The sequence below is a fragment of the Agromyces cucurbitae genome, from assembly GCF_058349945.1.
This window is the reverse complement of record NZ_JBYRES010000003.1, coordinates 313,264-336,653: the sequence shown is the minus strand read 5'-3', so window position 1 is coordinate 336,653 and position 23,390 is coordinate 313,264. Positions and strand designations below refer to the sequence as shown.

Annotated in this window: 17 protein-coding genes and 1 tRNA gene; 2 read left to right on the top strand and 16 right to left on the bottom strand. The window is 69.6% G+C overall.

What is annotated here, in order from left to right:
- Positions 1–16: 16 nt before the first annotated feature.
- From tpiA to coaE, 10 genes are all read right to left on the bottom strand, one after another.
- Positions 17–805 (bottom strand): triose-phosphate isomerase, encoded by a 789-nt coding sequence (gene tpiA / locus AC3RJ6_RS12800; protein ID WP_491427456.1) that lies wholly within the window; start codon positions 803–805, stop codon positions 17–19.
- On the bottom strand, positions 796–2,010 hold the full coding sequence (locus tag AC3RJ6_RS12795) for a phosphoglycerate kinase (protein WP_491427454.1): 1,215 nt from the start codon (positions 2,008–2,010) through the stop codon (positions 796–798). The genes tpiA and AC3RJ6_RS12795 overlap by 10 nt, the downstream gene beginning before the upstream one ends.
- 11 nt (positions 2,011–2,021) lie before the next feature.
- Positions 2,022–3,026 (bottom strand): type I glyceraldehyde-3-phosphate dehydrogenase, encoded by a 1,005-nt coding sequence (gap, locus tag AC3RJ6_RS12790; RefSeq protein ID WP_491427453.1) that lies wholly within the window; start codon positions 3,024–3,026, stop codon positions 2,022–2,024.
- A 96-nt stretch (positions 3,027–3,122) separates the two neighbouring features.
- Positions 3,123–3,749, bottom strand: a complete 627-nt coding sequence (locus AC3RJ6_RS12785) for a superoxide dismutase (RefSeq protein WP_491427452.1) — start codon at positions 3,747–3,749, stop codon at positions 3,123–3,125.
- A gap of 237 nt (positions 3,750–3,986) precedes the next feature.
- Positions 3,987–4,967, bottom strand: a complete 981-nt coding sequence (gene whiA / locus AC3RJ6_RS12780; RefSeq protein WP_491427451.1) for a DNA-binding protein WhiA — start codon at positions 4,965–4,967, stop codon at positions 3,987–3,989.
- Positions 4,968–4,997: 30 nt separating this feature from the next.
- A complete protein-coding gene (gene rapZ / locus AC3RJ6_RS12775; RefSeq protein ID WP_491427450.1) occupies positions 4,998–5,876 on the bottom strand; it encodes an RNase adapter RapZ in 879 nt (292 codons plus the stop codon).
- Between the two features lie 64 nt (positions 5,877–5,940).
- On the bottom strand, positions 5,941–7,896 hold the full coding sequence (uvrC, locus tag AC3RJ6_RS12770; protein WP_491427449.1) for an excinuclease ABC subunit UvrC: 1,956 nt from the start codon (positions 7,894–7,896) through the stop codon (positions 5,941–5,943).
- A gap of 4 nt (positions 7,897–7,900) precedes the next feature.
- Positions 7,901–10,792 (bottom strand): excinuclease ABC subunit UvrA, encoded by a 2,892-nt coding sequence (uvrA, locus tag AC3RJ6_RS12765; RefSeq protein WP_491427448.1) that lies wholly within the window; start codon positions 10,790–10,792, stop codon positions 7,901–7,903.
- Between the two features lie 119 nt (positions 10,793–10,911).
- Complete coding sequence (gene uvrB / locus AC3RJ6_RS12760; RefSeq protein WP_491427447.1) at positions 10,912–12,978, bottom strand: excinuclease ABC subunit UvrB; 2,067 nt, start codon at positions 12,976–12,978, stop codon at positions 10,912–10,914.
- A 9-nt stretch (positions 12,979–12,987) separates the two neighbouring features.
- Positions 12,988–13,617, bottom strand: coding sequence for a dephospho-CoA kinase (gene coaE, locus AC3RJ6_RS12755; RefSeq protein WP_491427446.1), 630 nt, complete (start codon positions 13,615–13,617; stop codon positions 12,988–12,990).
- 65 nt (positions 13,618–13,682) lie between these two features.
- Here coaE and AC3RJ6_RS12750 point away from each other — a divergent pair, with 65 nt between their 5' ends.
- Complete coding sequence (locus AC3RJ6_RS12750; protein ID WP_491427445.1) at positions 13,683–14,285, top strand: DUF4126 domain-containing protein; 603 nt, start codon at positions 13,683–13,685, stop codon at positions 14,283–14,285.
- A gap of 136 nt (positions 14,286–14,421) precedes the next feature.
- Here the strand turns inward: AC3RJ6_RS12750 and rpsA are convergent, their stop codons facing one another.
- The 4 genes from rpsA to AC3RJ6_RS12730 all read right to left on the bottom strand — a co-directional run bounded on the left by rpsA (position 14,422) and on the right by AC3RJ6_RS12730 (position 21,234).
- On the bottom strand, positions 14,422–15,873 hold the full coding sequence (rpsA, locus tag AC3RJ6_RS12745; RefSeq protein ID WP_231430925.1) for a 30S ribosomal protein S1: 1,452 nt from the start codon (positions 15,871–15,873) through the stop codon (positions 14,422–14,424).
- Positions 15,874–16,054: 181 nt separating this feature from the next.
- Positions 16,055–17,728 carry a DUF885 domain-containing protein gene (locus tag AC3RJ6_RS12740; protein ID WP_491427444.1) on the bottom strand — a complete coding sequence of 558 codons (1,674 nt, stop codon included), beginning with the start codon at positions 17,726–17,728 and terminating at the stop codon, positions 16,055–16,057.
- A 66-nt stretch (positions 17,729–17,794) separates the two neighbouring features.
- Positions 17,795–20,482 carry a DNA polymerase I gene (polA, locus tag AC3RJ6_RS12735; RefSeq protein ID WP_491427443.1) on the bottom strand — a complete coding sequence of 896 codons (2,688 nt, stop codon included), beginning with the start codon at positions 20,480–20,482 and terminating at the stop codon, positions 17,795–17,797.
- Positions 20,483–20,625: 143 nt separating this feature from the next.
- A complete protein-coding gene (locus tag AC3RJ6_RS12730; RefSeq protein ID WP_491427442.1) occupies positions 20,626–21,234 on the bottom strand; it encodes an ANTAR domain-containing response regulator in 609 nt (202 codons plus the stop codon).
- Positions 21,235–21,270: 36 nt separating this feature from the next.
- Here AC3RJ6_RS12730 and AC3RJ6_RS12725 point away from each other — a divergent pair.
- Positions 21,271–21,353 (top strand) — tRNA-Leu (locus AC3RJ6_RS12725).
- A 25-nt stretch (positions 21,354–21,378) separates the two neighbouring features.
- Here the strand turns inward: AC3RJ6_RS12725 and AC3RJ6_RS12720 are convergent.
- Both AC3RJ6_RS12720 and pyk read right to left on the bottom strand, forming a co-directional pair.
- Positions 21,379–21,741, bottom strand: a complete 363-nt coding sequence (locus AC3RJ6_RS12720) for an SRPBCC family protein (protein ID WP_491427441.1) — start codon at positions 21,739–21,741, stop codon at positions 21,379–21,381.
- A gap of 193 nt (positions 21,742–21,934) precedes the next feature.
- A complete protein-coding gene (gene pyk, locus AC3RJ6_RS12715) occupies positions 21,935–23,350 on the bottom strand; it encodes a pyruvate kinase (protein ID WP_491427440.1) in 1,416 nt (471 codons plus the stop codon).
- Positions 23,351–23,390 lie beyond the last annotated feature (40 nt).

The following is a 23,390-nucleotide window of genomic DNA, read 5'->3' as shown; positions in this document are numbered from 1 at the left end:
CGGCCCCCGACGGCGTTCAGGCGCCGACGTGCTTCTTGAAGCGGACGATGCTCGAGAACTCGTCGATGTCGAGGCTCGCGCCGCCGACGAGCGCCCCGTCGACGTTGGGCTCGCGCAGGAAGGCGGCAATGTTCGCGGCCTTCACCGAGCCGCCGTAGAGGATCCGCGTGGACGACGCGATCTCGTCACCCGCGATCTCCGCGAGCACGGCCCGGAGGGCGGCGGCCACCTGCTCGGCCTGGGCGGGCGTCGCCGCCTGGCCCGATCCGATCGCCCAGACGGGCTCGTAGGCGACGACGAGTCCCTTCGACGCGTCGACGCCCTCGAGCGCGGCACGCAGCTGCGCGACCGGCACGGCGCTCGCACCGTGCGCCTCGAGGTCGTCGGCGGTCTCGCCGACGCACAGCACCGGGACGAGCCCGTGGCGGTGCGCCGCGACGACCTTCGCGTTCACGTCGGCGTCGGTCTCGCCGTGCAGCGTGCGCCGCTCGGAGTGGCCGATGATGACGTATCGGCAGTCGAGCTGCTTGAGGAACGCGCCGGAGATCTCGCCCGTGTAGGCACCCGAGTCGTGCTTCGACAGGTCCTGTGCGCCGTACCCGATCGAGAGCGAGTCGGCCGCGACGAGCGTCTGCACGCTGCGCAGGTCGGTGAACGGCGGGAAGACCGCCACCTCCGCATCGGCGAAGTCGTGCTTCGCGTCGCCGAGCGCCCACGCGAGCTTCTGCACGAACGCGATCGACTGCAGGTGGTCGAGGTTCATCTTCCAGTTGCCCGCGATGAACGGGGTGCGCTTCACTGCCATCCGAGGACCTCCAGTCCGGGGAGCTTCTTGCCCTCGAGGAACTCGAGGCTCGCGCCTCCGCCCGTCGAGATGTGTCCGAATCGTTCGTCGTCGAAGCCGAGCACGCGCACGGCCGCGGCCGAGTCGCCTCCGCCGACGACGCTGAGGCCGTCGACCTCGGTGAGCGCCTCGGCCACCGCACGGGTGCCGGCGGCGAACGGGGCGAGCTCGAAGACGCCCATCGGGCCGTTCCAGAAGACCGTCTTCGAGTCGCGCACGAGCTCGGCGAACCGGGCCGCCGTCTCGGGTCCGATGTCGAGGCCGAGGCCCGAGGCGCCGAACGGGGTGTCCTCGATGGCGTCGGCCGCGGTCACGACGTGCGCGGCATCGGCCGAGAACGACGCGGCGACCACGACGTCGGTCGGCAGCACGAGCTCGACACCGCGCTCGGCGGCCTCGGCGAGGTAGCCGTTGACCGTGTCGATCTGGTCGGCCTCGAGCAGGCTCGAGGCGACCTTGTGGCCCTGCGCCGCGAGGAAGGTGAAGAGCATGCCGCCGCCGATGAGCAGCCGGTCGACACGCGGGAGCAGGTGGGCGATGACGCCGAGCTTGTCGGAGACCTTCGAACCGCCGAGCACGACGGTGTAGGGCCGCTCGGGGTTCTCGGTGAGCCGGTCGAGCACGTCGAGCTCGGCCGCGATGAGCAGGCCGGCCGCACTCGGACGGAGCTCGGCGAGCTCGTACACGCTGGCCTGCTTGCGGTGCACCACGCCGAAGCCGTCGGACACGACGGCGTCGGCGAATGCCGCGAGCTCGCCCGCGAATGCGGTGCGCTCAGCCTCGTTCTTCGAGGTCTCCCCCGGGTTGAAGCGCAGGTTCTCGAGCACGACGACGTCGCCGTCGCCGAGCGCGGCGACCTTCGCCGTCGCGTCGTCGCCCACGGTGTCGGTCGCGAACGCGACGGGGGCGTCGAGCAGCTCACCGAGGCGCGCCGCCACCGGCGCGAGGCTGTACCTCGGGTCGGGCGCCCCGTCGGGGCGGCCCAGGTGGGAGATGACGATCACTCGGGCGCCCTGCGATCGCAGGGCTTCGATCGTGGGCACCGATGCGCGCACGCGGCCGTCGTCCGTGATGACCCCGTCGTTCAACGGAACGTTGAGGTCGCAGCGGACGACGACGCGCTTGCCCGCGAGGTCGCCGAGTGAGGAGATGGTTCGCAGGGTCACGTGTTCTCGTTTCAGAGTCGGTCGGCGACGTACTCGGTCAGGTCGACGAGTCGGTTGGAGTAGCCCCACTCGTTGTCGTACCAGGCCGAGAGCTTCACCTGGTCGCCGATCACGCGCACGAGGCCGGCGTCGAAGATCGACGAGTGCGGATCGGAGACGATGTCGGACGAGACGATCTCATCCTCGGTGTACTTGAGGATCCCCTTGAGGGGGCCCTCGGCGGCCGCCTTGTAGGCGGCCTTGATCTCGTCGACCGTGACGGGCCGCGAGGCCGTCACGGTGAGGTCGGTGATCGAACCGGTCGGCACGGGCACGCGCAGTGCGAAGCCGTCGAGCTTGCCGACGAGCTCTGGCAGCACGAGGCCGATCGCCTTGGCGGCACCGGTCGACGTCGGCACGATGTTGATCGCGGCAGCACGGGCGCGGCGCAGGTCGCGGTGGGGGCCGTCCTGCAGGTTCTGGTCGGCCGTGTAGGCGTGCACGGTCGTCATGAGGCCGCGCTCGATCCCGAACGCGTCGTTGAACACCTTCGCGAGCGGCGCGAGGCAGTTGGTCGTGCACGACGCGTTCGAGATGATGTGGTGGCGCTCGGGCACGTACGTGTCCTCGTTGACGCCCATCACGAAGGTCGCGTCCTCGTCGGTCGCCGGGGCCGAGATGAGCACCTTCTTGGCGCCGGCCTCGAGGTGCTTGCGGGCATCGGCGGCCTTCGTGAAGAAGCCGGTCGACTCGATCACGATGTCGACGCCGAGGTCGCCCCACGGCAGGTTCGCGGGGTCGCGCTCGGCGAAGGCCCGGATGGGCGTGCCGTCGACGATGATGTGGTCGTCGTCGTAGTCGACGGTCGCGTCGAGCCGGCCGGTGACCGAGTCGTATTTCAAGAGGTGGGCGAGCGTCTTGTTGTCGGTGAGGTCGTTCACCGCGACGATCTCGAGGTCTGCTCCCTGGGCGAGTGCGGCGCGGAAGTAGTTGCGGCCGATGCGGCCGAAGCCGTTGATGCCGATCTTCACTGACACGGGTGTCTCCTGAATGACGAGGCGCGACGGCGCCGTTTCACGGATGGACTGATCGGACGGCGGTGTCCCCGGAGGCGCCCGGGGACACCGTCCGGTTTACGACAGTAGCAGCAGCCCTGAGGTCTTCTCACCAGCTGCCGTGAAGCGCTGCTGGACGTTCTCCCAGTCGACGATGGTCCAGAACGCCTTGACGTAGTCGGCGCGGACGTTCTTGTAGTCGAGGTAGTAGGCGTGCTCCCAGACGTCGAGCATGAGCAGCGGCACGAGGCCCGCCGGCAGGTTGCCCTGCTGGTCGAAGAACTGGGCGACGATCAGGCGCTGGCCGAGCGAGTCCCAGGCGAGCACGGCCCAGCCAGAGCCCTGCACGCCGAGTGCGGTCGCGGTGAAGTGGGCCTGGAACTTGTCGAACGAGCCGAACTGGTCGTCGATCGCGGCGGCGAGCTCGCCGGTCGGCTTGTCGCCGCCGTCGGGCGACATGTTCGTCCAGAAGATCGAGTGGTTGACGTGGCCACCGAGGTTGAACGCGAGGTCCTTCTCGAGCTTGTTGACGTTCGCCAAGTTGCCCGAGTCGCGCGCCTCGGCCAGCTGCGCGAGCGCGGTGTTCGCGCCGGTCACGTACGCCTGGTGGTGCTTCGAGTGGTGCAGCTCCATGATCGTGCCGCTGATCGCCGGCTCGAGGGCCGAGTAGTCGTAGGCGAGATCGGGGAGGGTGTAGTCAGCCATTGCTTCTCCTTGTCAGACGCGCCGGGCGCCCGGGCGACTCCCCCGGGCTTCCGCGGCCGCTCTCCCGAGTCTATGCCCGGGGCACCCGGCGGCACCGGGGGTTGTCATCCTGGGCAACGGCGAACGGATGCCTCGGGGCCGGCGCCCCTCGTCGCAGCACGCCTCGCCTCGGTGCCGGCTCAGACCTCGTCGAGATCCGCGGGCGACAACAGCGCGCAGCCTCGCCTCGGTGCCGGCTCAGACCTCGTCGAGATCCGCGGGCAGGCTGGCCTCGGTACCGGGCACGCCGAGGTCGGCCGCGCGCTTGTCGGCCATCGCGAGGAGTCGCCGGATGCGGCCGGCCACGGCGTCCTTCGTCATCGGCGGGTCGGCGTGGTGGCCGAGCTCGTCGAGGCTGGCGTCGCGGTGCGCGAGGCGCAGCTCGCCCGCGTAGCGGAGGTGGTCGGGGATGTCGTCGCCGAGCAGTTCCATCGCCCGCTCGACGCGCGCGCATGCGGCGACCGCGGCCTGCGCGGAGCGGCGCAGGTTCGCGTCGTCGAAGTTGACGAGTCGGTTGGCCGTCGCCCGCACCTCGCGACGCTGGCGCAGCTCCTCCCAGTTGCGCACGGTGCCGGTCGCCCCCATCGCCGAGAGCATCGCGCTGATCGCCTCGCCGTCGCGGATGACGACGCGGTGCACGCCGCGCACCTCGCGCGCCTTGGCCGAGATGCCGAGCCGCCCGGCGGCTCCGACGAGGGCCATCGCGGTCTCGTTGCCCGGGCAGGTGACCTCGAGCGCGGCCGAGCGGCCGGGGTCGGTGAGGCTGCCCTGCGCGAGGAAGGCGCCGCGCCAGACCGCCGCGATCTCGTCGCGCGAGCCGGTCGTGAGCTTGTTCGGCAGGCCGCGGACCTGGCGGCGGCGGGCATCGAGCAGCCCGGTCTGGCGGGCGAGCGTCTCGCCGCCGTCGAGCACCCTGATGAGGTACTGGTTCGTGCGGCGAACGCCCGACGGGGAGATCACCGAGACGTCGGGTCGCACGCCGTAGATCTCGCCGAGGTCGCGGGTGACGCGCTTGGCGACCGTCTTCGAGTCGAGCTCGGCCTCGATCGCGATGCGGTTCTGGATGATGTGCAGTCCGCCCGCGAAGCGCAGCACGGACGCGAGTTCGGCGACGCGCACGCTCGTCTTGGAGACCTCGACGCGGGCGAGCTCCTCTTTCACATCAGCGGTCAATGGCACGTGTGTTCCAATCTGTGTTGCGGGCCCGGGTCACTCGCGACCGAGGTCGCGATGCTTGACGCTCACGACGACGCCGGGCATGTTCGCGACGCGCTCGCTCAGCGCTCGGACCATGGCCACGGAACGGTGCTTGCCGCCCGTGCAGCCGATCGCGATCGTCGCGTGCCGCTTGTTCTCTCGTTGGTAGCCGGCGAGGACCGGCTCGAGCGCTTTCGCATAGGCGTCGATGAACTCCATCGCGCCCGGCTGGCCGAGCACGAAGTCGCGCACCGGGGCGTCTTCGCCCGTCAGGTGGCGGAGCTCGGGGTTCCAGAACGGATTGGGGAGGAATCGGGCGTCGGCGATCAGGTCGGCGTCGGTCGGCGCTCCGTACTTGAACCCGAAGCTCTGCATGGTCACCCGGAGGCCCGCATGGTCGGCATCGGCGAACGTCTCGGTGATGAGGTTCGCGAGCTGGTGGATGTTGAGGTCGGACGTGTCGACGACGAAGTCGCTCGCCTCGCGCAGCGTCGCCAGTCGTGCCCGCTCGGCGCCGATGCCGTCGAGGAGCGTGCCGTTGCCCTGGAGCGGGTGCGGCCGGCGCACCGCCTCGAATCGGCGCACCAGCACGGCGTCGTTCGCGTCGAGGAACACGACGCGAACGTTCACGCCGGTGCGGAGCGCCTGGATGATGTCCTGCAGCTCGGCGAAGAAGTCACGGCCTCGGATGTCGACGACGGCCGCGATGCGCGGCAGCGACGTGCCCGCCCGCTCCACGAGCTCGACGAGCGGACGCAGCATCTGGGGCGGCAGGTTGTCGACGACGTACCAGCCGAGATCCTCGAGCGCGTTGCCCACGGTCGAGCGGCCGGCGCCGCTCATGCCGGTGACGATGAGCATCTCCTGCCGCTCGGGCTCCCCCGCCGCCATTCAGGCCCCCTTCCAGCCGAAGCCGATCCAGTCCGGCCGAAGCCGATCCAGCCGACACACCAGCCTAGCGGGGTGCGGGCGCGCTGTCGGCGTGCAGCTGCGCATGCACGGTCGCCGCGAGCGTCGGGCCGATGCCCTTCACTTCGGAGATGGCGTCCTGGTCGGCCGCGCGGAGCCGGGCGACCGAGCCGAAATGACGCAGCAGCTCCTTCACCCGGGCGGGGCCGAGACCGGGGATCTCGGCGAGGACCGTGCCGATGTCGCGCTTGCGACGCTGGCGCTGATGGGTGATCGCGAAGCGGTGCGCCTCGTCGCGGACCCGCTGGAACAGGAACAGCGCGTCGCTGTTGCGCGGGAGGATGACCGGGAAGTCGCTCTCGGGCGTCCAGATCTCCTCCAGCCGCTTCGCGATGCCGCACAGGTAGATGCCCTGCACGCCCGACTCGCGCAGCGCACGCTCGGCGGCGGCGACCTGCGGCTGGCCGCCGTCGACGACCAGCAGGTTCGGTGGATACGCGAACTTCTTGCGCCGTTCGGGCATCTCGCCCGTCTCGGCCGCCTGCCCGTCATCGGGGTCGGCGCCGGTCGCGGCATCCGTGCCGTTCGCCGACGACGCAGCGGGCTGCGCCAGGTACGCGAGGCGCCTCGTGAGCACCTGGTGGATCGAGTCGGTGTCGTCGCTCGACTGCGGGATCGTGAACCGGCGGTACTCGTCTTTGCGCGGCAGGCCGTCTTCGAAGACGACCATAGATGCCACGATGTTCGTTCCGCTCAGGTGCGAGACGTCGTAGCACTCGATGCGGAGCGGCGCGTCGGCCATGCCGAGCGCCTCCTGGATGTCTTCGAGGGCGCGCGACCGCGTCGTGAAGTCGGCGCTGCGCCGCGTCTTGTAGAGCATGAGCGTCTGCCGGGCATTCTGCGTCGCCGTCGCGAGGAGCGAGGCCTTGTCACCGCGCTGGGCGACCTTGAGCCGCACCTTGCGGCCCGCCTCGCCCCCGAGCCAGTGCTCGAGCGCGGCGGCGTCGTCGGGAAGCTCGGGCACGACGACCTCGGCGGGTGGAGTGAGCCCGTCGGAGTACGCGTTCTGAACGATCGAGTCGACGAGGTCGCCGAGCGGCACGTCGAGCTCCTTGTCGACCGTCCACGAGTGCACGCCGCGCACGCGCCCGCCCCGCACGATGAACAGCTGCACGGCGGCCGCGAGTTCGTCGTGGTCGACGCCGAAGACGTCGAGGTCGACCGTGTCGCCGAGTACGACCGCGCTCTTCTCGAAGAAGGCGTTCGCCGCCTGCAGCCGGTCGCGGTAGCGCGCCGCCGCCTCGTACTCCTGCGCCGCGGCCGCCGCCTGCATGCGGTCGGTGAGCTCGCCGATGATGCGGCGGTCCTGATTCTGCATGAACCCGACGAACCGGTCGACGTTCTCGCGATGCTCCTCGATCGTGACGAGCCCCGAGCACGGTCCGAAGCAACGACCGATCTGGCCGGCGAAGCACGGCTTGCCGCTCGCCATCGCACGACGGTAGTCGCTGTCTTTGCAGGTGCGGATCGGGAAGAGCTTCAGCAGGATCTCGAGGGTCTCGTTGATCGCCCAGACCTTCGGATACGGTCCGAAGTACCGTGCACCGCGGATCTTGCGGTTGCGGGTCACGAAGGCGCGCGGCGCCTCGTCGGCCATCGTCACGGCGAGATAGGGGTACGACTTGTCGTCCTTGAAGCGGACGTTGAACGGCGGGTGGAACTCGTTGATCCACGTGATCTCGAGCTGCAGCGCCTCGACCTCGCTGCCGACGACCGTCCACTCGACGCTCGACGCGCTCGTGACCATGCGCCGAGTGCGCTCGTGGAGGCTGCGCAGCGGGGCGAAGTAGTTCGACAGCCGCGCCCTGAGGTTCTTCGCCTTGCCGACGTAGAGCACGCGCCGCTCCGCGTCGCGGAACCGGTACACCCCGGGACTCGTCGGGATCTCCCCCGCCTTCGGCCGGTACGGAACCGTGTCGGAGCCGTCTCGTGCGCTCGCCATCGGCTCAGCTGGCGACGTCGGCGCGCTCGGCAGCCGCGTCGAAGATCTCGCGCAGGAAGTAGCCGGTGTGGCTCTCGGCGATCGTCGCGACGTGCTCGGGCGTGCCGGTCGCCACGATCTGCCCGCCGCCCGACCCGCCTTCGGGGCCGAGGTCGATGATCCAGTCGGCCGACTTGATCACGTCGAGCGAGTGCTCGATGACGATGACCGTGTTGCCCTTGTCGACGAGCTTGCCGAGCACCTTGAGGAGCTTCTGCACGTCTTCGAAGTGCAGACCCGTCGTCGGCTCGTCGAGCACGTAGACACTGCGGCCGTTCGAACGTCGCTGGAGCTCGGTCGCGAGCTTCACGCGCTGCGCCTCGCCGCCGGAGAGCGTCGTCGCGCTCTGGCCGAGCTGCACGTAGCCGAGGCCGACGTCGACGAGGGTCTTGAGGTAGCGGTGGATGGCCGAGATCGGCTCGAAGAACTCGGCCGCCTCGGAGATCGGCATCTCGAGGACCTCGGCGATGTTCTTGCCCTTGTAGTGCACCTGGAGGGTCTCGCGGTTGTACCGCTTGCCGCCGCACACTTCGCACGCGACGTAGACGTCGGGCAGGAAGTTCATCTCGATCTTGATCGTGCCGTCGCCCGAGCAGGCCTCGCAGCGGCCGCCCTTGACGTTGAAGCTGAAGCGACCGGGCAGGTAGCCGCGGGCCTTCGCCTCGGTCGTCTCGGAGAACAGCGTGCGGATGCGGTCGAAGACGCCCGTGTAGGTGGCCGGGTTCGATCGCGGCGTACGCCCGATCGGCGCCTGGTCGACGTGCACGACCTTGTCGAGGTGCTCGAGGCCTGCCACACGACGGTGCTTGCCGGGCACCTTGCGCGCACCGTTGAGCCGGTTCGCGAGCACCCGGTAGAGGATGTCGTTCACGAGCGAGGACTTGCCCGACCCGCTGACGCCGGTGACCGCGGTGAAGGTGCCGAGGGGGAACTCGACGTCGACGCCCCGCAGGTTGTTCGCCGCCGCGCCCTCGACCGAGATCATGCGCTCGGGGTCGACGGGTCGCCGCCTCGCGGGGATCGCGATCTCTCTACGCCCGGAGAGGTAGTCGCCCGTGAGCGACCGGGTGTTCTTCAGGAGGTCGTTGTAGCTGCCGGAGTGCACGACCGTGCCCCCGTTGACCCCCGCGCCCGGCCCGATGTCGACGATCCAGTCGGCGGTGCGGATCGTGTCCTCGTCGTGCTCGACCACGATGAGCGTGTTGCCGAGGTCGCGCAGGGCCACGAGCGTGTCGATGAGGCGGCGGTTGTCGCGCTGGTGCAGGCCGATGCTCGGCTCGTCGAGCACGTAGAGCACGCCCGTGAGGCCCGAGCCGATCTGCGTCGCGAGCCGGATGCGCTGCGCCTCGCCGCCCGACAGCGTGCCGGCGGCACGTGCGAGGTCGAGGTAGCTGAGCCCGACGCGGATGAGGAAGTCGAGCCGGAGCTTGATCTCGCGCAGCACCTGCGCACCGATGGCCTGCTCCCGGTCGGTGAGCTCGAGCCGGTCCATGAAGGCGCGGGCGTCGGTCAGGCTGAGGAGCCCGACGTCGGCGATGCTGTGGTCGTGGATGAGCACCGAGAGCACCTCGGGCTTCAGACGCTTGCCGTCGCACACGGGACACGGCACCTCGCGCAGGTACTCGGCCCAGCGCGCGCGCTGCACATCGGTCTCGGCCTGCAGGTACTGCCGCTCGATGTACGGCACGACGCCCTCGAAGCCGGACGTGTAGCTCATCTCGCGGCCGTACCGGTTGCGCCAGCGGACCTTGACCTCGAAGTTCTGCCCACGCAGGACGGCCTGCTGCGCCTCGTCGGGAAGTTCGGCCCACGGGGTGTCGAGCGAGAAGCCGAGGTCGCGGGCGAGCCCGTCGAGCAGCTTCTCGTAGTAGTTGTAGAGGCTCTTGCCCTGCGAGGTCCACGGCAGGATGACGCCGTCGGCGATCGAGAGTGCGGGGTCGCCGAGCAGCAGCTCCTCGTCGACCGACATGCGCGTGCCGAGGCCCGAGCACTCGGGGCACGCGCCGAACGGGGCGTTGAACGAGAAGGTGCGGGGTTCGATCTCGGTGAGCTGGATCGGGTGCTGGTTCGGGCACGACAGCTTCTCGGAGAAGGTGTGCCAGGCATCGGGGCCCGCTTCGTCGACGAAGTTGACCTGCACGAGCCCGTCGGTGAGGCGGAGCGCGGTCTCGAGCGAGTCGGTGAGTCGACCGAGCACGTCGGGCCCGGCCACGAGGCGGTCGATCACGACCGAGATGTCGTGCTTGACCTGCTTCTTCAGCTTCGGCGGCTCGTCGAGGCGGATGACCTCGCCGTCGACGACGGCACGGGAGTAGCCCTGCGCGGCCAGCTCGCGGAAGAGGTCGACGAACTCGCCCTTCTTCTTCGACACGACGGGACTCAGCACCTGGAAGCGGGTGCCGGCCTCGAGCTCCATCAGCCGGTCGGCGATCTGCTGCACGGTCTGGCGCTGGATCTTCTCGCCGCAGACCGGGCAGTGCGGCACGCCGATGCGCGCCCACAGGAGTCGCATGTAGTCGTAGATCTCGGTGATCGTGCCGACCGTCGATCTCGGGTTGCGGTTGGTCGACTTCTGGTCGATCGAGACGGCGGGGCTCAGGCCCTCGATGAAATCGACGTCGGGGCGGTCGACCTGGCCGAGGAACTGGCGGGCGTAGGCCGACAGCGACTCGACGTACCGGCGCTGGCCCTCGGCGAAGATCGTGTCGAACGCGAGCGACGACTTGCCCGAGCCCGACAGCCCGGTGAACACGACCATCGCGTCGCGCGGGATCTCGACGTCGACGTTGTGCAGGTTGTGCACGCGGGCACCGCGGACACTCAGGCGCGAATGGGCATCGAGACGTGAAACTGGCACCCTTCGAGTCTAGAGAGAGCCACCGACACTGCCGCCCCGAACGATCCGCTGTGGGCGAACAGATGTTCGAATCCCGGGTGCCCCGGCTCCGGCCTTCCGGCTCCCGTGGTCGCTCGGAGTCAGCCCAGGTGGCCCGCCTTCTCCATCTGCCGGAGCTCGCGCTTGAGCTCGGACACCTCGTCGCGCAGTCGAGCCGCGAGCTCGAACTTGAGCTCGCCTGCGGCCTCGAGCATCTGGTCGTTGAGGTCGCGGATGAGCTCTTCGAGGTCGTTCGCCCCCTCGGCAGCGATGCCCTCGGTGCGGAGGTTCGGAACCGGCGACTTCTTGCGGCCCTCGCGGCCCGCGAGGAGCGCCGCGGTGTCGGCCTCTTCGCGCGCGAGCACCTCGGTGATGTCGGCGATGCGCTTGCGCAGCGGCTGCGGGTCGATGCCGTTGACGCGGTTGTACTCGAGCTGCTTGTCGCGACGACGGGTCGTCTCGTCGATCGCCTGCTTCATCGAGTCGGTGAGGACGTCGGCGTACATGTGCACCTCGCCCGACACGTTGCGCGCCGCGCGCCCGATCGTCTGGATGAGCGAGGTCGACGACCGGAGGAACCCCTCTTTGTCGGCGTCGAGGATCGACACGAGCGACACCTCGGGCAGGTCGAGGCCCTCTCGCAGCAGGTTGATGCCGACGAGCACGTCGTAGACGCCCGCGCGCAGCTCGGTGAGCAGCTCGACGCGCCGCAGCGTGTCGACGTCGGAGTGCAGGTATCGTACGCGCACCCCGGCCTCGGTGAGGAAGTCGGTGAGCTCCTCGGCCATCTTCTTCGTGAGCGTGGTCACGAGCACCCGCTCATCGCGCTCGGCGCGCGTGCGGATCTCTTCGAGCAGGTCGTCGATCTGACCCTTCGAGGGCTTGACGACGATCTGCGGGTCGACGAGCCCCGTCGGGCGGATGATCTGCTCGACGACGCCGTCGGCGATGCCCATCTCGTAGCGCCCGGGGGTCGCCGAGAGGTAGACGGTCTGGCCGACGCGGTTCTTGAACTCGTCCCACTTCAATGGTCGGTTGTCGAGTGCGCTCGGCAGCCGGAACCCGTGCTCGACGAGGGTGCGCTTGCGCGAGGAATCGCCCTCGTACATCGCGCCGATCTGCGGCACGGTGACATGCGACTCGTCGATGACGACGAGGTAGTCGTCGGCGAAGTAGTCGAGCAGGCAGTGCGGCGCCTCACCGGGCGCCCGGCCGTCGATGTGCCGGGAGTAGTTCTCGATGCCCGAGCAGAACCCGATCTGCTCCATCATCTCGAGGTCGAACGTCGTGCGCATGCGCAGTCGCTGGGCCTCGAGCAGCTTGCCCTCCCGCTCGAGCTCGGCGAGCCGTTCGTCGAGCTCGTCGCGAATGGTGCCGATCGCCCGCTGCATGACGTCGGTCGAGGCGACGTAGTGCGAGCCGGGGAAGACGGGCACCGCGTCGAGCTTGGCGACCACCTGGCCGGTGAGGGGATGCAGGCTGTAGAGCGCCTCGATCTCGTCGCCGAACATCTCGATGCGGATCGCGAGCTCTTCGTAGATCGGGATGATCTCGATCGTGTCGCCGCGCACCCGGAAGTTGCCGCGGGAGAAGTCGACGTCGTTGCGCTGGTACTGCATCGACACGAACTTGCGGATGAGCCAGTCGCGATCGACCCGCTGGCCCACCTGCAGCGGCATCATCGCACCGAGGTACTCTTCGGGTGTACCGAGGCCGTAGATGCACGACACCGTCGATACGACGACGACGTCGCGACGGCTCAGCAGCGAGTTCGTCGTCGAGTGACGGAGCCGCTCGACCTCGGCGTTGATCGACGAGTCCTTCTCGATGAAGGTGTCGGTCTGCGGAACGTAGGCCTCGGGCTGGTAGTAGTCGTAGTACGAGACGAAGTACTCGACGGCGTTGTTCGGCAGCAGCTCGCGGAACTCGGTCGCGAGCTGGGCGGCGAGCGTCTTGTTGTGCGCGAGCACGAGCGTCGGACGCTGCACCTGTTCGATGAGCCAGGCCGTCGTCGCCGACTTGCCCGTGCCGGTCGCGCCGAGCAGCACGACGTCGGTCTCGCCCGCGTTGATGCGCCCGGCGAGCTCGGCGATCGCCTGCGGTTGGTCACCGCTCGGCTGGTACTCGCTGACGACCTCGAAGGGGCGGACTGAGCGCGTGGCCTGCATGCTCCAAGTCTAGGAGCGGCCTCCGACATCGCGGCCGGCGCGCTCGGCGGCGACACGCGCCCAGAGCGCGTCCGTCTGGCTCATCGTGTGCGCGAGCGAGCCGTCGGTGTCGATGATCACGTCGGCGATCGCGAGCCGCCGCGTGTTGTCGACCTGGGCGTCGACGCGCGCCTCGGCCTGCATGAGGTCGAGGCCCCGCTCCTCCACGAGACGCTTCACCTGTGTACGGCGCGGGGCGTTCGTCACGACGACGAGGTCGAACGGGTGGTCGACGGACGCCTCGACGAGGAGCGGCACGTCGTAGACGACGACCGCATCGGGGTCGTCGGCCTCCGCCCGCGCGATGAGCCGCGACGAGAGCTCGCGCACGGCGGGGTGCACGATGCCGTTCAGCCGCGTCCTCGCCGCGTCGTCGTTGAACACGATCTCGCCGAGCTTCGCCCGATCGAGCGTGCCGTCGGGCCGCAGCACACCCTCGCCGAACTCGGCGACGACCGCGGCGAGCCCCGGCGTACCCGGCTCGACCACGCGGCGCGCGAGGTCGTCGGCATCGATGTGCACGGCGCCGTGCTCGTACAGCCTGCGCGCGACGGTCGACTTTCCGGAGGCGATCCCGCCTGTGAGCCCGATCAGATACACGACACCCACTCTAACCGTGCGACACTCGACTCGAACCGACTGGAACAGAAGGGGCGGAGACCGCGTTGCTCGAACTGCTCACCGGCACCGGTCTCGCGCTCGCCGCCGGGCTCAACGCCTGGATCCCGCTCGTCGTACTCGGCGCCCTCGACCGGTTCACCGACCTCGTCGAGCTGCCGACCGCCTGGGCCTGGCTCTCGAACGAGTGGGTGCTGCTCGTGCTCGTGGTGCTGCTCGCGGTGGAGTTCGTCGCCGACAAGGTACCCGGACTCGACTCCGTCAACGACATCGTGCAGACCGTCGTGCGACCGACCGCGGGCGGCATCGTCTTCGGCACCGGCATCGAGGCGACGACCGTCACCGACCCCGAGTCCTTCTTCGCCTCGAACGCGTGGGTCCCCGTCGCGATCGGCGTCGGCATCGCACTCCTGGTGCACGTGGCGAAGGCCGCCGCACGCCCGGTCGTGAACGCAGCGACCTTCGGGGTCGGCGGCCCCGTGGTGAGCGCCGCCGAGGACGCCGGCAGCTTCGCCCTCGCGTTCGCCGCGATCCTCGCGCCCGTGCTGGTCGTCTTCGGCGTCGTCGCGCTCGTGGCCGGCGTCATCCTCGTCGTGCGACGCCGTCGTGCCCGGAAGGCCGCGCCCGCGGCGCACCCCGCCGCGCCCTGACGTCCGGCCGCCGCGACCCGCGACGGCGGGCCTCGTACGACGGTCGGCACCGGCGCGAGGCATCCGATTCGACCCCGGAGACGGCCGAAGGCCGGTTCCCGAGGGAACCGGCCTTCAGGTCGTGTCGCAGGTGCGATCAGTTGTTGCTCGAGAGCTTCTCGCGCAGTGCCGCGAGCGAGGCGTCGTCGGCAAGGGTGCCCGTGCCGGCCGAGTCGCTCGAGTAGGAGGCACCGCCGGCCGAGAACGAGTCGTCGGCAGCCTGGGCGGCGAGCGAAGCAGCGACCTGCTTCTTGTGCGCCTCCCAGCGAGCCTGAGCGGCAGCGTAGTCCTGCTCCCACTTCTCGCGCTGGGCCTCGAAGCCCTCGCGCCACTCGTTGGTCTCGGGGTCGAAGCCCTCGGGGTACTTGTAGTTGCCCTGCTCGTCGTACTCGGTGAGCATGCCGTAGAGCGCCGGGTCGAACTCGGTGCCCTCGGGGTCGACGCCCTCGTTCGCCTGCTTCAGCGAGAGCGAGATGCGGCGACGCTCGAGGTCGATGTCGATGACCTTGACGAAGACCTCTTCGCCGACCGACACGACCTGCTCCGCGAGTTCGACGTGCTTGCCCGACAGCTCCGAGATGTGCACGAGACCCTCGATGCCGTCGGCCACGCGGACGAACGCACCGAACGGCACGAGCTTCGTGACCTTGCCCGGCGCGACCTGGCCGATCGCGTGGGTGCGGGCGAAGACCTGCCACGGGTCCTCCTGCGTCGCCTTGAGCGACAGCGAGACGCGCTCGCGGTCGAGCTCGACGGAGAGCACCTCGACGGTGACCTCCTGGCCGACCTCGACGACCTCGCTGGCGTGCTCGATGTGCTTCCACGACAGCTCGGAGACGTGCACGAGGCCGTCCACGCCGCCGAGGTCGACGAACGCACCGAAGTTGACGATCGACGAGATGACACCCTTGCGGATCTGGCCCGGGTGCAGGTTCGCGAGGAACGTCGAACGCGACTCGGACTGCGTCTGCTCGAGGAGCGCGCGGCGCGAGAGGACGACGTTGTTGCGGTTCTTGTCGAGCTCGAGGATCTTCGCCTCGATCTCCTGGCCGAGGTACGGCGTGAGGTCGCGCACGCGGCGGAGCTCGATGAGCGACGCCGGGAGGAAGCCGCGGAGGCCGATGTCGACGATCAGGCCGCCCTTGACGACCTCGATGACCGAACCGGTCACGACGCCGTCGGCCTCCTTGATCTTCTCCACGTCGCCCCAGGCGCGCTCGTACTGCGCACGCTTCTTCGACAGGATGAGGCGGCCTTCCTTGTCCTCCTTCTGGAGAACCAGGGCCTCGACGGTGTCGCCGACGCCGACGACCTCGCTGGGGTCGACGTCGTGCTTGATGGAAAGCTCGCGCGAGGGGATGACGCCCTCGGTCTTGTAGCCGACGTCGAGGAGGACCTCGTCGCGGTCGATCTTCACGACGGTGCCCTCGATGAGGTCGCCGTCGTTGAAGAACTTCAGAGTCTTCTCGACCGCGGCGAGGAAATCGTCAGCAGATCCGATGTCGTTGATCGCGACCTGCTTGGGCGCCTTGGTCGTTGCGGTTGTCATGTAGTGAATGCTCCGTAAAGGACAATATCGAGCCCATCGCGCGGTAGAGCGTTATTGTGTTTCCGCGATGGGCATGCGGACAGGGATGTCACACGAGTGACGCTCCATCCTAACGGAACCGCTCGGTTCGCGGCAACCGCACGCATTCCGGGGCATTCCGCCCCGCCATGAGCGCCCCGGCTCAGCCGAGCAGCGCCGACTTCAGAGTGTCGAGCCCGACGCCGCCCAGGCCGAGCGCCCGGCGGTGGAACTCGCGGATGTCGAAGGCGGCACCCTCACGGCGGGCCACCTCGTCGCGCAGCTGCTCCCAGATGCGCTGGCCGACCTTGTACGACGGGGCCTGGCCCGGCCAGCCGAGATAGCGGTGCACCTCGAATCGCACGAAGCCCTCGTTCATGTTGACGTTCCGCCCGAGGAACTCGAAGGCGTAGTCCCCCGTCCAGACGCCCTGCCCGTCGGGGCGCTGCTTGCCCAGGTGCACGCCGATGTCGAGCACGACGCGGGCGGCGCGCATGCGCTGGCCGTCGAGCATGCCGAGGCGGTCGGCCGGGTCGTCGAGGTAGCCGAGGCCCTCCATGAGCCGTTCGGCGTAGAGCGCCCACCCCTCGGCGTGGCCCGACGTGCCGGCGAGCTGGCGGCGCCAGGTGTTGAGCTGCCCGCGGTTCACCACCGCCTGGCCGATCTGCAGGTGGTGTCCGGGAACGCCCTCGTGGTAGACGGTGGTGAGTTCGCGCCACGTGTCGAACTCGGTGACGCCCTCGGGCACCGACCACCACATGCGGCCGGGCCGCGTGAAGTCGTCGCTCGGGCCCGTGTAGTAGATGCCGCCCTCCTGCGTGGGGGCGATCATGCACTCGAGGGTGCGGATCTCGGCGGGGATGTCGAACTGGGTACCGGCGAGCTCGGCGACCGCGCGGTCGCTGGTCTCCTGCATCCACCGCTGGAGTGCGTCGGTGCCGTGGAGCTTCCGCGCCGGGTCTCCGTCGAGGTGCGCGATCGCCTCGGCGACGGATGCGCCGGGCTTGATCTCGTTCGCGATCGACTCCTGCTCGGCGACCATGCGCGCGAGTTCTTCGATGCCCCACTCGTAGGTCTCGTCGAGGTCGATGACGGCGCCGAGGAACTGCCGCGACTCGAGCGCGTAGATGTCGCGGCCGACGGCGTCGGCGTCGCCCGCGACGGGCGCGAGCTCGGACTCGAGGAACTCGGCCAGGCGGCCGTACGCCTCGCTCGCCGAGCTCGCGCCCGACGCGAGGTCGCGCTGCAGCGACTCGGGCAGCGCCGACTCCCCCGCCTTCGCGTTCGCCGCGAACGTCGCGAAGAAGCCGTCGGCCTTGGCGACGCGGCGCGCCTGCGCCGCCACCTCGTGCACCTGCCGAACGGCGGGCACGCTGCCGGCGGCGATGCCGGCGCGCAGGGTCTCGACGTACCCGTCGAGTGCGCCCGGGACGGCACCGAGCCGGGTGGCGATACGCGACCAGTCATCGACGTCGGCGGTCGGCATGAGGTCGAACACGTCGCGGATCTCCTGCGACGGGCTCGCGATCACGTTGAGGTCGCGGAGATGGAGGCCGGCGTCGTACCGCTCGAGGTCGAGCTCGAGCTGCGAGCCCAGGTCGGCCACCGTGATGCCGTCGACCTCATCGGCCGGTGCGGCAGCGCGCAGCGCGGCGACGGTCTCGCGGACGGCGGCCACCCGGCGCTCGTGCCCGGCCGGGGAGTAGTCGGCGAGCCGGTCGTCGTGGCTCGTCCGGCCGATGTAGGTGCCGATGCTCGGGTCGAGGTCGACGAGCGTGTCGACCCAGCCCTCGGCGATGCGGTCGACGTCGGTCGGGGTGCGCTCACTCGATGCCATCCTTCGAACCTAGGACAGCCACCCCGCCCGTGTCGACGTCGAGGATCCCTCGACCGATCGAGGCCGCTAGTGCGCCGCGTCCTCCCAGTTGCGCCCGCGGCCGACCTGCACGTCGAGCGGCACCTTGAGCTCGGCGGCGTTCGCCATCTTGTCTCGGACGACGGCCTCGAGCGCCTCGGATTCGCCCGCCGCGACCTCGAAGATGAGTTCGTCGTGCACGGTGAGCAGCATGCGGCTCGAGAGCCCCTGCGCCTGGATCTCGCGCTCGACGCCGACCATCGCGAGCTTCATGATGTCGGCGGCGGAGCCCTGGATCGGCGAATTGAGCGCCGCGCGCTCGGCGTTCTCGCGGAGCACGCGGTTGGGGCTGTTGAGGTCGGGGAAGGGACGGCGACGGCCGAAGATCGTCTCGGTGTAGCCGTCGATCTTCGCCTGCTCGACGACGCCGCGCAGGTAGTCGCGCACCGCGCCGAACCGTTCGAAGTACTCACGCATGAGCTGCTGCGCCTCGGCGCGATCGATGCGCAGCTGCTTCGACAGGCCGAAGGCGCTGAGCCCGTAGGCGAGGCCGTACGACATGGCCTTGACCTTCGTGCGCATGAGCGGCGTGACGTCGGCCGGATCGACCGAGAAGACCCGTGCGCCGACGAACCGGTGCAGGTCTTCGCCCGCGTTGAAGGCCTCGATGAGCCCGGGGTCGCCCGAGAGGTGCGCCATGATGCGCATCTCGATCTGCGAGTAGTCGGCCGTGAGCAGCTCGACGTAGTCGGGGCCGTGCCGGAAGGCCTTGCGGATGCGACGCCCGTCTTCGGTGCGGATCGGGATGTTCTGGAGGTTCGGGTCGTTCGACGACATGCGACCGGTGGCCGCGCCGATCTGCCCGTAGTTCGTGTGGATGCGGCCGTCGGCGGCGATCGACTTGTCGAGCGCGTCGACGATCTGCCGCAGCTTCGTCGCGTCGCGGTGCTCGAGCAGGTAGCCCAGGAAGGGGTGCGGGCTCGACTCCTGCAGGTCGGCGAGCGCGTTCGCGTCGGTCGTGTAGCCGGTCTTCGTCGCGCGCGTCTTCGGCATGCCGAGCTGGTCGAACAGCACCTCCTGCAGCTGCTTGGGCGAGCCGAGGTTCACCTCGCGACCGATCTCGGCGTACGCCGCTTCTGCGAGGCCGGCCGCTCGTTCGCCGAGTTCGGCCGACAACGCGGCGAGCTCGTCGTGGTCGACCGTGACGCCCCGGAGCTCCATCGCGGCGAGCACCGGCACGAGCGGCATCTCGACGTCGGCGAGCAGCTGCCGCGAACGCTCGGGCAGTGCGCGCAGCACCGCCGGGGCGACCCGCACCGTGAACCACGCGTACTCGGGCGCACCGGCGTCGGTGCCCTCTTCGGGCACGAGCTGGGCCGGGTCGGCCTGCGGCACCGTCTCGCCGAGGTAACGGTCGACGAGGTCGTGCAGGCTCTTCTCGACGAGGTTCGGCCGCACGAGCCAGCCCGCGACGAGCGTGTCGAGCACGAGCCCGTCGAACGCGAGACGGGATCGGGTGAGCGCTTCGAGCTGGGGCTTCGCGTCGGTCATGACCTTCGGTGCGTCGGACGCGAGCCACGCCTCGAACGGCAGCGACTCGGCCGCCCCCTCGCGCCAGGTGACGTGCACCGTCTCGGTCGCGGTCGCGACACCCGCCCCGACGACGACGCCGTCGACGACCTCGAGGCTGAGGCCGAGCCCCGCCGGCTCGGCGGCGACGGCCCGCTCGAGCCACGCGGCCAGGTCGGCCCCGACCGGGCTCTGCGAGATCGGCATCGTGGGCGCGGCGATGAGCGGCGCGGGCTCGGCAGCGGGACCGCCGCCGTTGCCGTTGCCGTTCGCCTCGCCCGTCGCGAGCTTGCGCAGCCGCTCGAAGAGCGTGCGGAACTCGAGTCGCTCGAAGAGCGGCCGAACCGCCTCGACGTCGATCGGGCGCGCCTCGAGCTCGGGGATCGCGAGGTCGAGCTCGACGTCGTCGACGAGGCGGTTGAGCTTGCGATTGCGGATCGCGTTCTCCTTCTCGTCGCGGAGGTTCTGCCCGACGACGCCCTTGATCTCGTCGGCGTGAGCGAGGATTCCGTCGAGATCGCCGTAGAGGCCGAGCCACTTGACCGCGGTCTTCTCGCCGACCTTCGTGATGCCGATCAGGTTGTCGCTCGTCTCGCCGACCAGCGCCGCGACGTCGGGGTACTGCTCGGGGCGGATGCCGTACCGCTCGACGACCGCGGCCGGGTCGTAGCGCTTCAGCTGCGAGACGCCCTGCGCATTCGGGTAGAGCAGCGTGACGTCGTCGTTGACGAGCTGGATGGTGTCGCGGTCGCCCGAGACGAGGAGCACGCGGTAGCCGTCGGCCCGCCCGCGCGCGGCGAGCGTCGCGAGGATGTCGTCGGCCTCGAAGTCCTCTTTCTCGAGCACGCGGATGCCCATCGCCTGCAGCGCCTCTTGGAGCAGGGGCACCTGCCCCTTGAACTCGGGCGGGGTCTCGCCGCGGGTGCCCTTGTACTCGGCGTACTCGCGCGTGCGGAAGGAGTGCCGCGACACGTCGAAGGCGACCGCGAGGTGCGTGGGCTTCTCGTTCTGGAGCAGCAGCAGCAGCATCGAGAGGAAGCCGTGGATGGCGTTCGTGTGCTGGCCGTCGCGCGTCGTGAAGCTGTCGACCGGGAGGGCGTAGAAGGCTCGGAAGGCCAGCGAGTGGCCGTCGACGACGAGGAGGGTGGGCTTGTCTGCGTCCGTCACCGCACCAGCCTACAAGCGGCCGCCGACACCGCCCGACGCGTCCGGCGCACCCGCCGCGCGGGCGCCCCACGCCGACGGCGAACGGCGGATGCCTCGACGAGACCGTGCTCGTCGAGGCATCCGCCGTTCGTGATTCTGAAGCCCTACTTCTTGGGTGCGAGCTGCTCGATGATCGCCTGCGAGACGTCTTTCATCGTGAGGCGGCGGTCCATCGACGCCTTCTGGATCCAGCGGAACGCCTCGGGCTCGGAGAGCCCCATCTTCTCGTTGAGCAGGCCCTTCGCGCGGTCGACGAGCTTGCGGGTCTCGAACCGCTCGACGAGGTCGCCGACCTCGGCCTCGAGCGCGATGATCTGGGCGTGCCGGGCCAGCGCGATCTCGATCGCGGGCAGCAGGTCGTTCGGCGTGAACGGCTTGACGACGTACGCCAGCGCCCCGGCCTCGCTCGCACGCTCGACGAGCTCCTTCTGGCTGAACGCGGTCAGCAGCACGACGGGGGCGATGTGGCCCTTCGAGAGGCGCTCGGCCGCGGAGATGCCGTCGAGCTGGGGCATCTTGACGTCCATGATGACGAGATCGGGGCGCAGCTCGGTCGCGAGCGCCACGGCGGTCTCGCCGTCGCCCGCCTCGCCGACGACCTCGAAGCCGTTGTCGCGCAGGATCTCGACGATGTCGAGCCGGATGAGCGACTCATCTTCGGCCACGACGACGCGGCGCGGAGCTGCCGGCTGGGTTGATTCGGTGTCAGTCACGCAGGAAAGCCTACGGTATTCTGGGCGAGGCCTCTGGCCGGTGTGGCGGAATGGCAGACGCGGAGCACTCAAAATGCTTTGCCCGAAAGGGCGTGTGGGTTCGACCCCCACCACCGGCACCGTCGCCCGCGGCACGTCCGCGGATCATCTCGCCGCGTCCCCAACCAGGTGGGCGTTCCGCGTCTCGATCAGGCGCCGCAGGTACGGTCCGAGAAACCGCTCCGCGAGCCGCCCGAACGGTCCGCACGGCGCGACGAACTCGATCTCGTCCGTCATGACGGTGCCCGCACCGTCGGCGGTCGGCTCGAACCGGTGCACATGGCGGAACGACCGGAACGGGCCCCGCACCTGCTCGTCCACGAAGGATCGCGGTTCATCGAACCCGACGATCCGGCTCGTCATGCGGAACGGGATCCCGAAGTGCCACGCGCGCCAGGTCACCTCTTCGCCCGGCCCGATCCTGCCGGAGGTCACCCCGCCGATGGCACGCTCGCGCGAGCGGGCCATCGAGGCCACGTGAAGGTCGATGTCGAGCGACCGCCCGAACGCCGCCGAAGGAGTCATCGCGAGGACGCTCCGGCACTCGAATCGCACGACCACCATCGGATTCTGCCACGGCGCGAAGCCGAGGCGTTTCCCGCCCGTGCGCGGACACGGCGAAGGGCCGACCCTGCCGGGCCGGCCCTTCGTCGACGAAGCGCTAGAGCACCTCGCCCACGACGTGCACGCGCACGTCGTTCGTGGTGCCGGGGATGCCGGGAGGCGAGCCCGAGATGATGACGACCTTCTCGCCGTTGACGGCCTTGCCGGTCTTCGCGAGCGCCTCGTCGACCTGGCCCACCATCTGGTCGGTGTGGGTGACGCGCGAGACGACGAACGACTCGACGCCCCAGTTGAGGGCCATGCGACGACGGATCGCGGGATCGGGCGTGAAGGCGAGGATCGGGATCTTCGAGCGCAGTCGGGTCATGCGGCGCACCGTCTCGCCCGACTCGGTGAACACGCAGAGGTACTTCGCCTCGACGAAGTCGGCGACCTCGACGGCCGCGGCCGTGATGGCGCCCGACTGCGTGCGGGGCTTCGTGCCGAGCGGCGCGATGCGGTCGAGGCCGTGCTGCTCGGTCGACTCGATGATGCGGGCCATCGTCTGCACGGTGATGACCGGGTACTCCCCCACGCTCGTCTCGCCCGAGAGCATGACCGCGTCGGCGCCGTCGAGCACCGCGTTCGCGACGTCGGAGGTCTCGGCGCGCGTCGGCACCGGGCTGTGGATCATCGACTCGAGCATCTGCGTCGCCACGATCACGGGCTTCGCGAGGCGGCGCGCGATCTCGACCGCGCGCTTCTGCACGATCGGCACGGCCTCGAGCGGCAGCTCGACGCCGAGGTCGCCGCGCGCGACCATGACCGCGTCGAACGCCTCGGTGATCTCCTCGAGCGCGTCGACCGCCTGCGGCTTCTCGACCTTCGCGACGACCGGCACGCGGCGGCCGACCTCGTCCATGATCTCGTGGACGCGCGTGATGTCGGCGGCGTTGCGCACGAACGAGAGGGCGATGAGGTCGGCGCCGAGCTCGAGGCCCCAGCGCAGGTCGGCCTCGTCCTTCTCGGAGAGGGCCGGCACGTTCACCGCGACGCCGGGCAGGTTGATGCCCTTGTTGTTCGAGACGGGTCCGGCCACGACGACCTTGGTCGTCACGACCGTGCCGTCGGTCTCGAGCACCTCGACGCGGACCTTGCCGTCGTCGATGAGCAGGAAGTCGCCGGCCTTCACGTCCTGCGGGAGGCCCTTGAACGTCGTGCCGACGATCTCCTTCGTGCCGAGGATCTCTTCGGTCGTGATCTTGAAGATGTCGCCCTCGGCGAGCTCGTGGGGGCCGTCGGCGAACTTGCCGAGGCGGATCTTGGGACCCTGCAGGTCGACGAGCACGGCGACCGCACGACCGGAGTCGGCCGCGGCCTTGCGCACGTTCTGGTAGACGCCCTCGTGGACGTCGTAGGTGCCGTGGCTGAGGTTCATGCGCGCGACGTCGACGCCCGCATCGATGATCGCCCGGATCTGCTCGTAGCTCGATGTCGCCGGCCCGAGGGTGGCGACGATCTTCGCTCGTCTCATGTGGTGATACTCCCGGTGTTCTGCGCAGAAGCGCTGATCG

Excerpts from the sequence above, each read along its gene's own strand:
- tpiA (WP_491427456.1), bottom strand. The coding sequence starts at position 805 with ATGGCAGTGAAGCGCACCCCGTTCATCGCGGGCAACTGGAAGATGAAC.
- AC3RJ6_RS12785 (WP_491427452.1), bottom strand. The coding sequence starts at position 3,749 with ATGGCTGACTACACCCTCCCCGATCTCGCCTACGACTACTCGGCCCTC.
- rapZ (WP_491427450.1), bottom strand. The coding sequence starts at position 5,876 with ATGGCGGCGGGGGAGCCCGAGCGGCAGGAGATGCTCATCGTCACCGGC.
- uvrC (WP_491427449.1), bottom strand. The coding sequence starts at position 7,896 with ATGGCGAGCGCACGAGACGGCTCCGACACGGTTCCGTACCGGCCGAAG.
- uvrB (WP_491427447.1), bottom strand. The coding sequence starts at position 12,978 with ATGCAGGCCACGCGCTCAGTCCGCCCCTTCGAGGTCGTCAGCGAGTAC.
- rpsA (WP_231430925.1), bottom strand. The coding sequence starts at position 15,873 with ATGACAACCGCAACGACCAAGGCGCCCAAGCAGGTCGCGATCAACGAC.
- AC3RJ6_RS12740 (WP_491427444.1), bottom strand. The coding sequence starts at position 17,728 with ATGGCATCGAGTGAGCGCACCCCGACCGACGTCGACCGCATCGCCGAG.
- AC3RJ6_RS12720 (WP_491427441.1), bottom strand. The coding sequence starts at position 21,741 with ATGGCCCGCTCGCGCGAGCGTGCCATCGGCGGGGTGACCTCCGGCAGG.
- pyk (WP_491427440.1), bottom strand. The coding sequence starts at position 23,350 with ATGAGACGAGCGAAGATCGTCGCCACCCTCGGGCCGGCGACATCGAGC.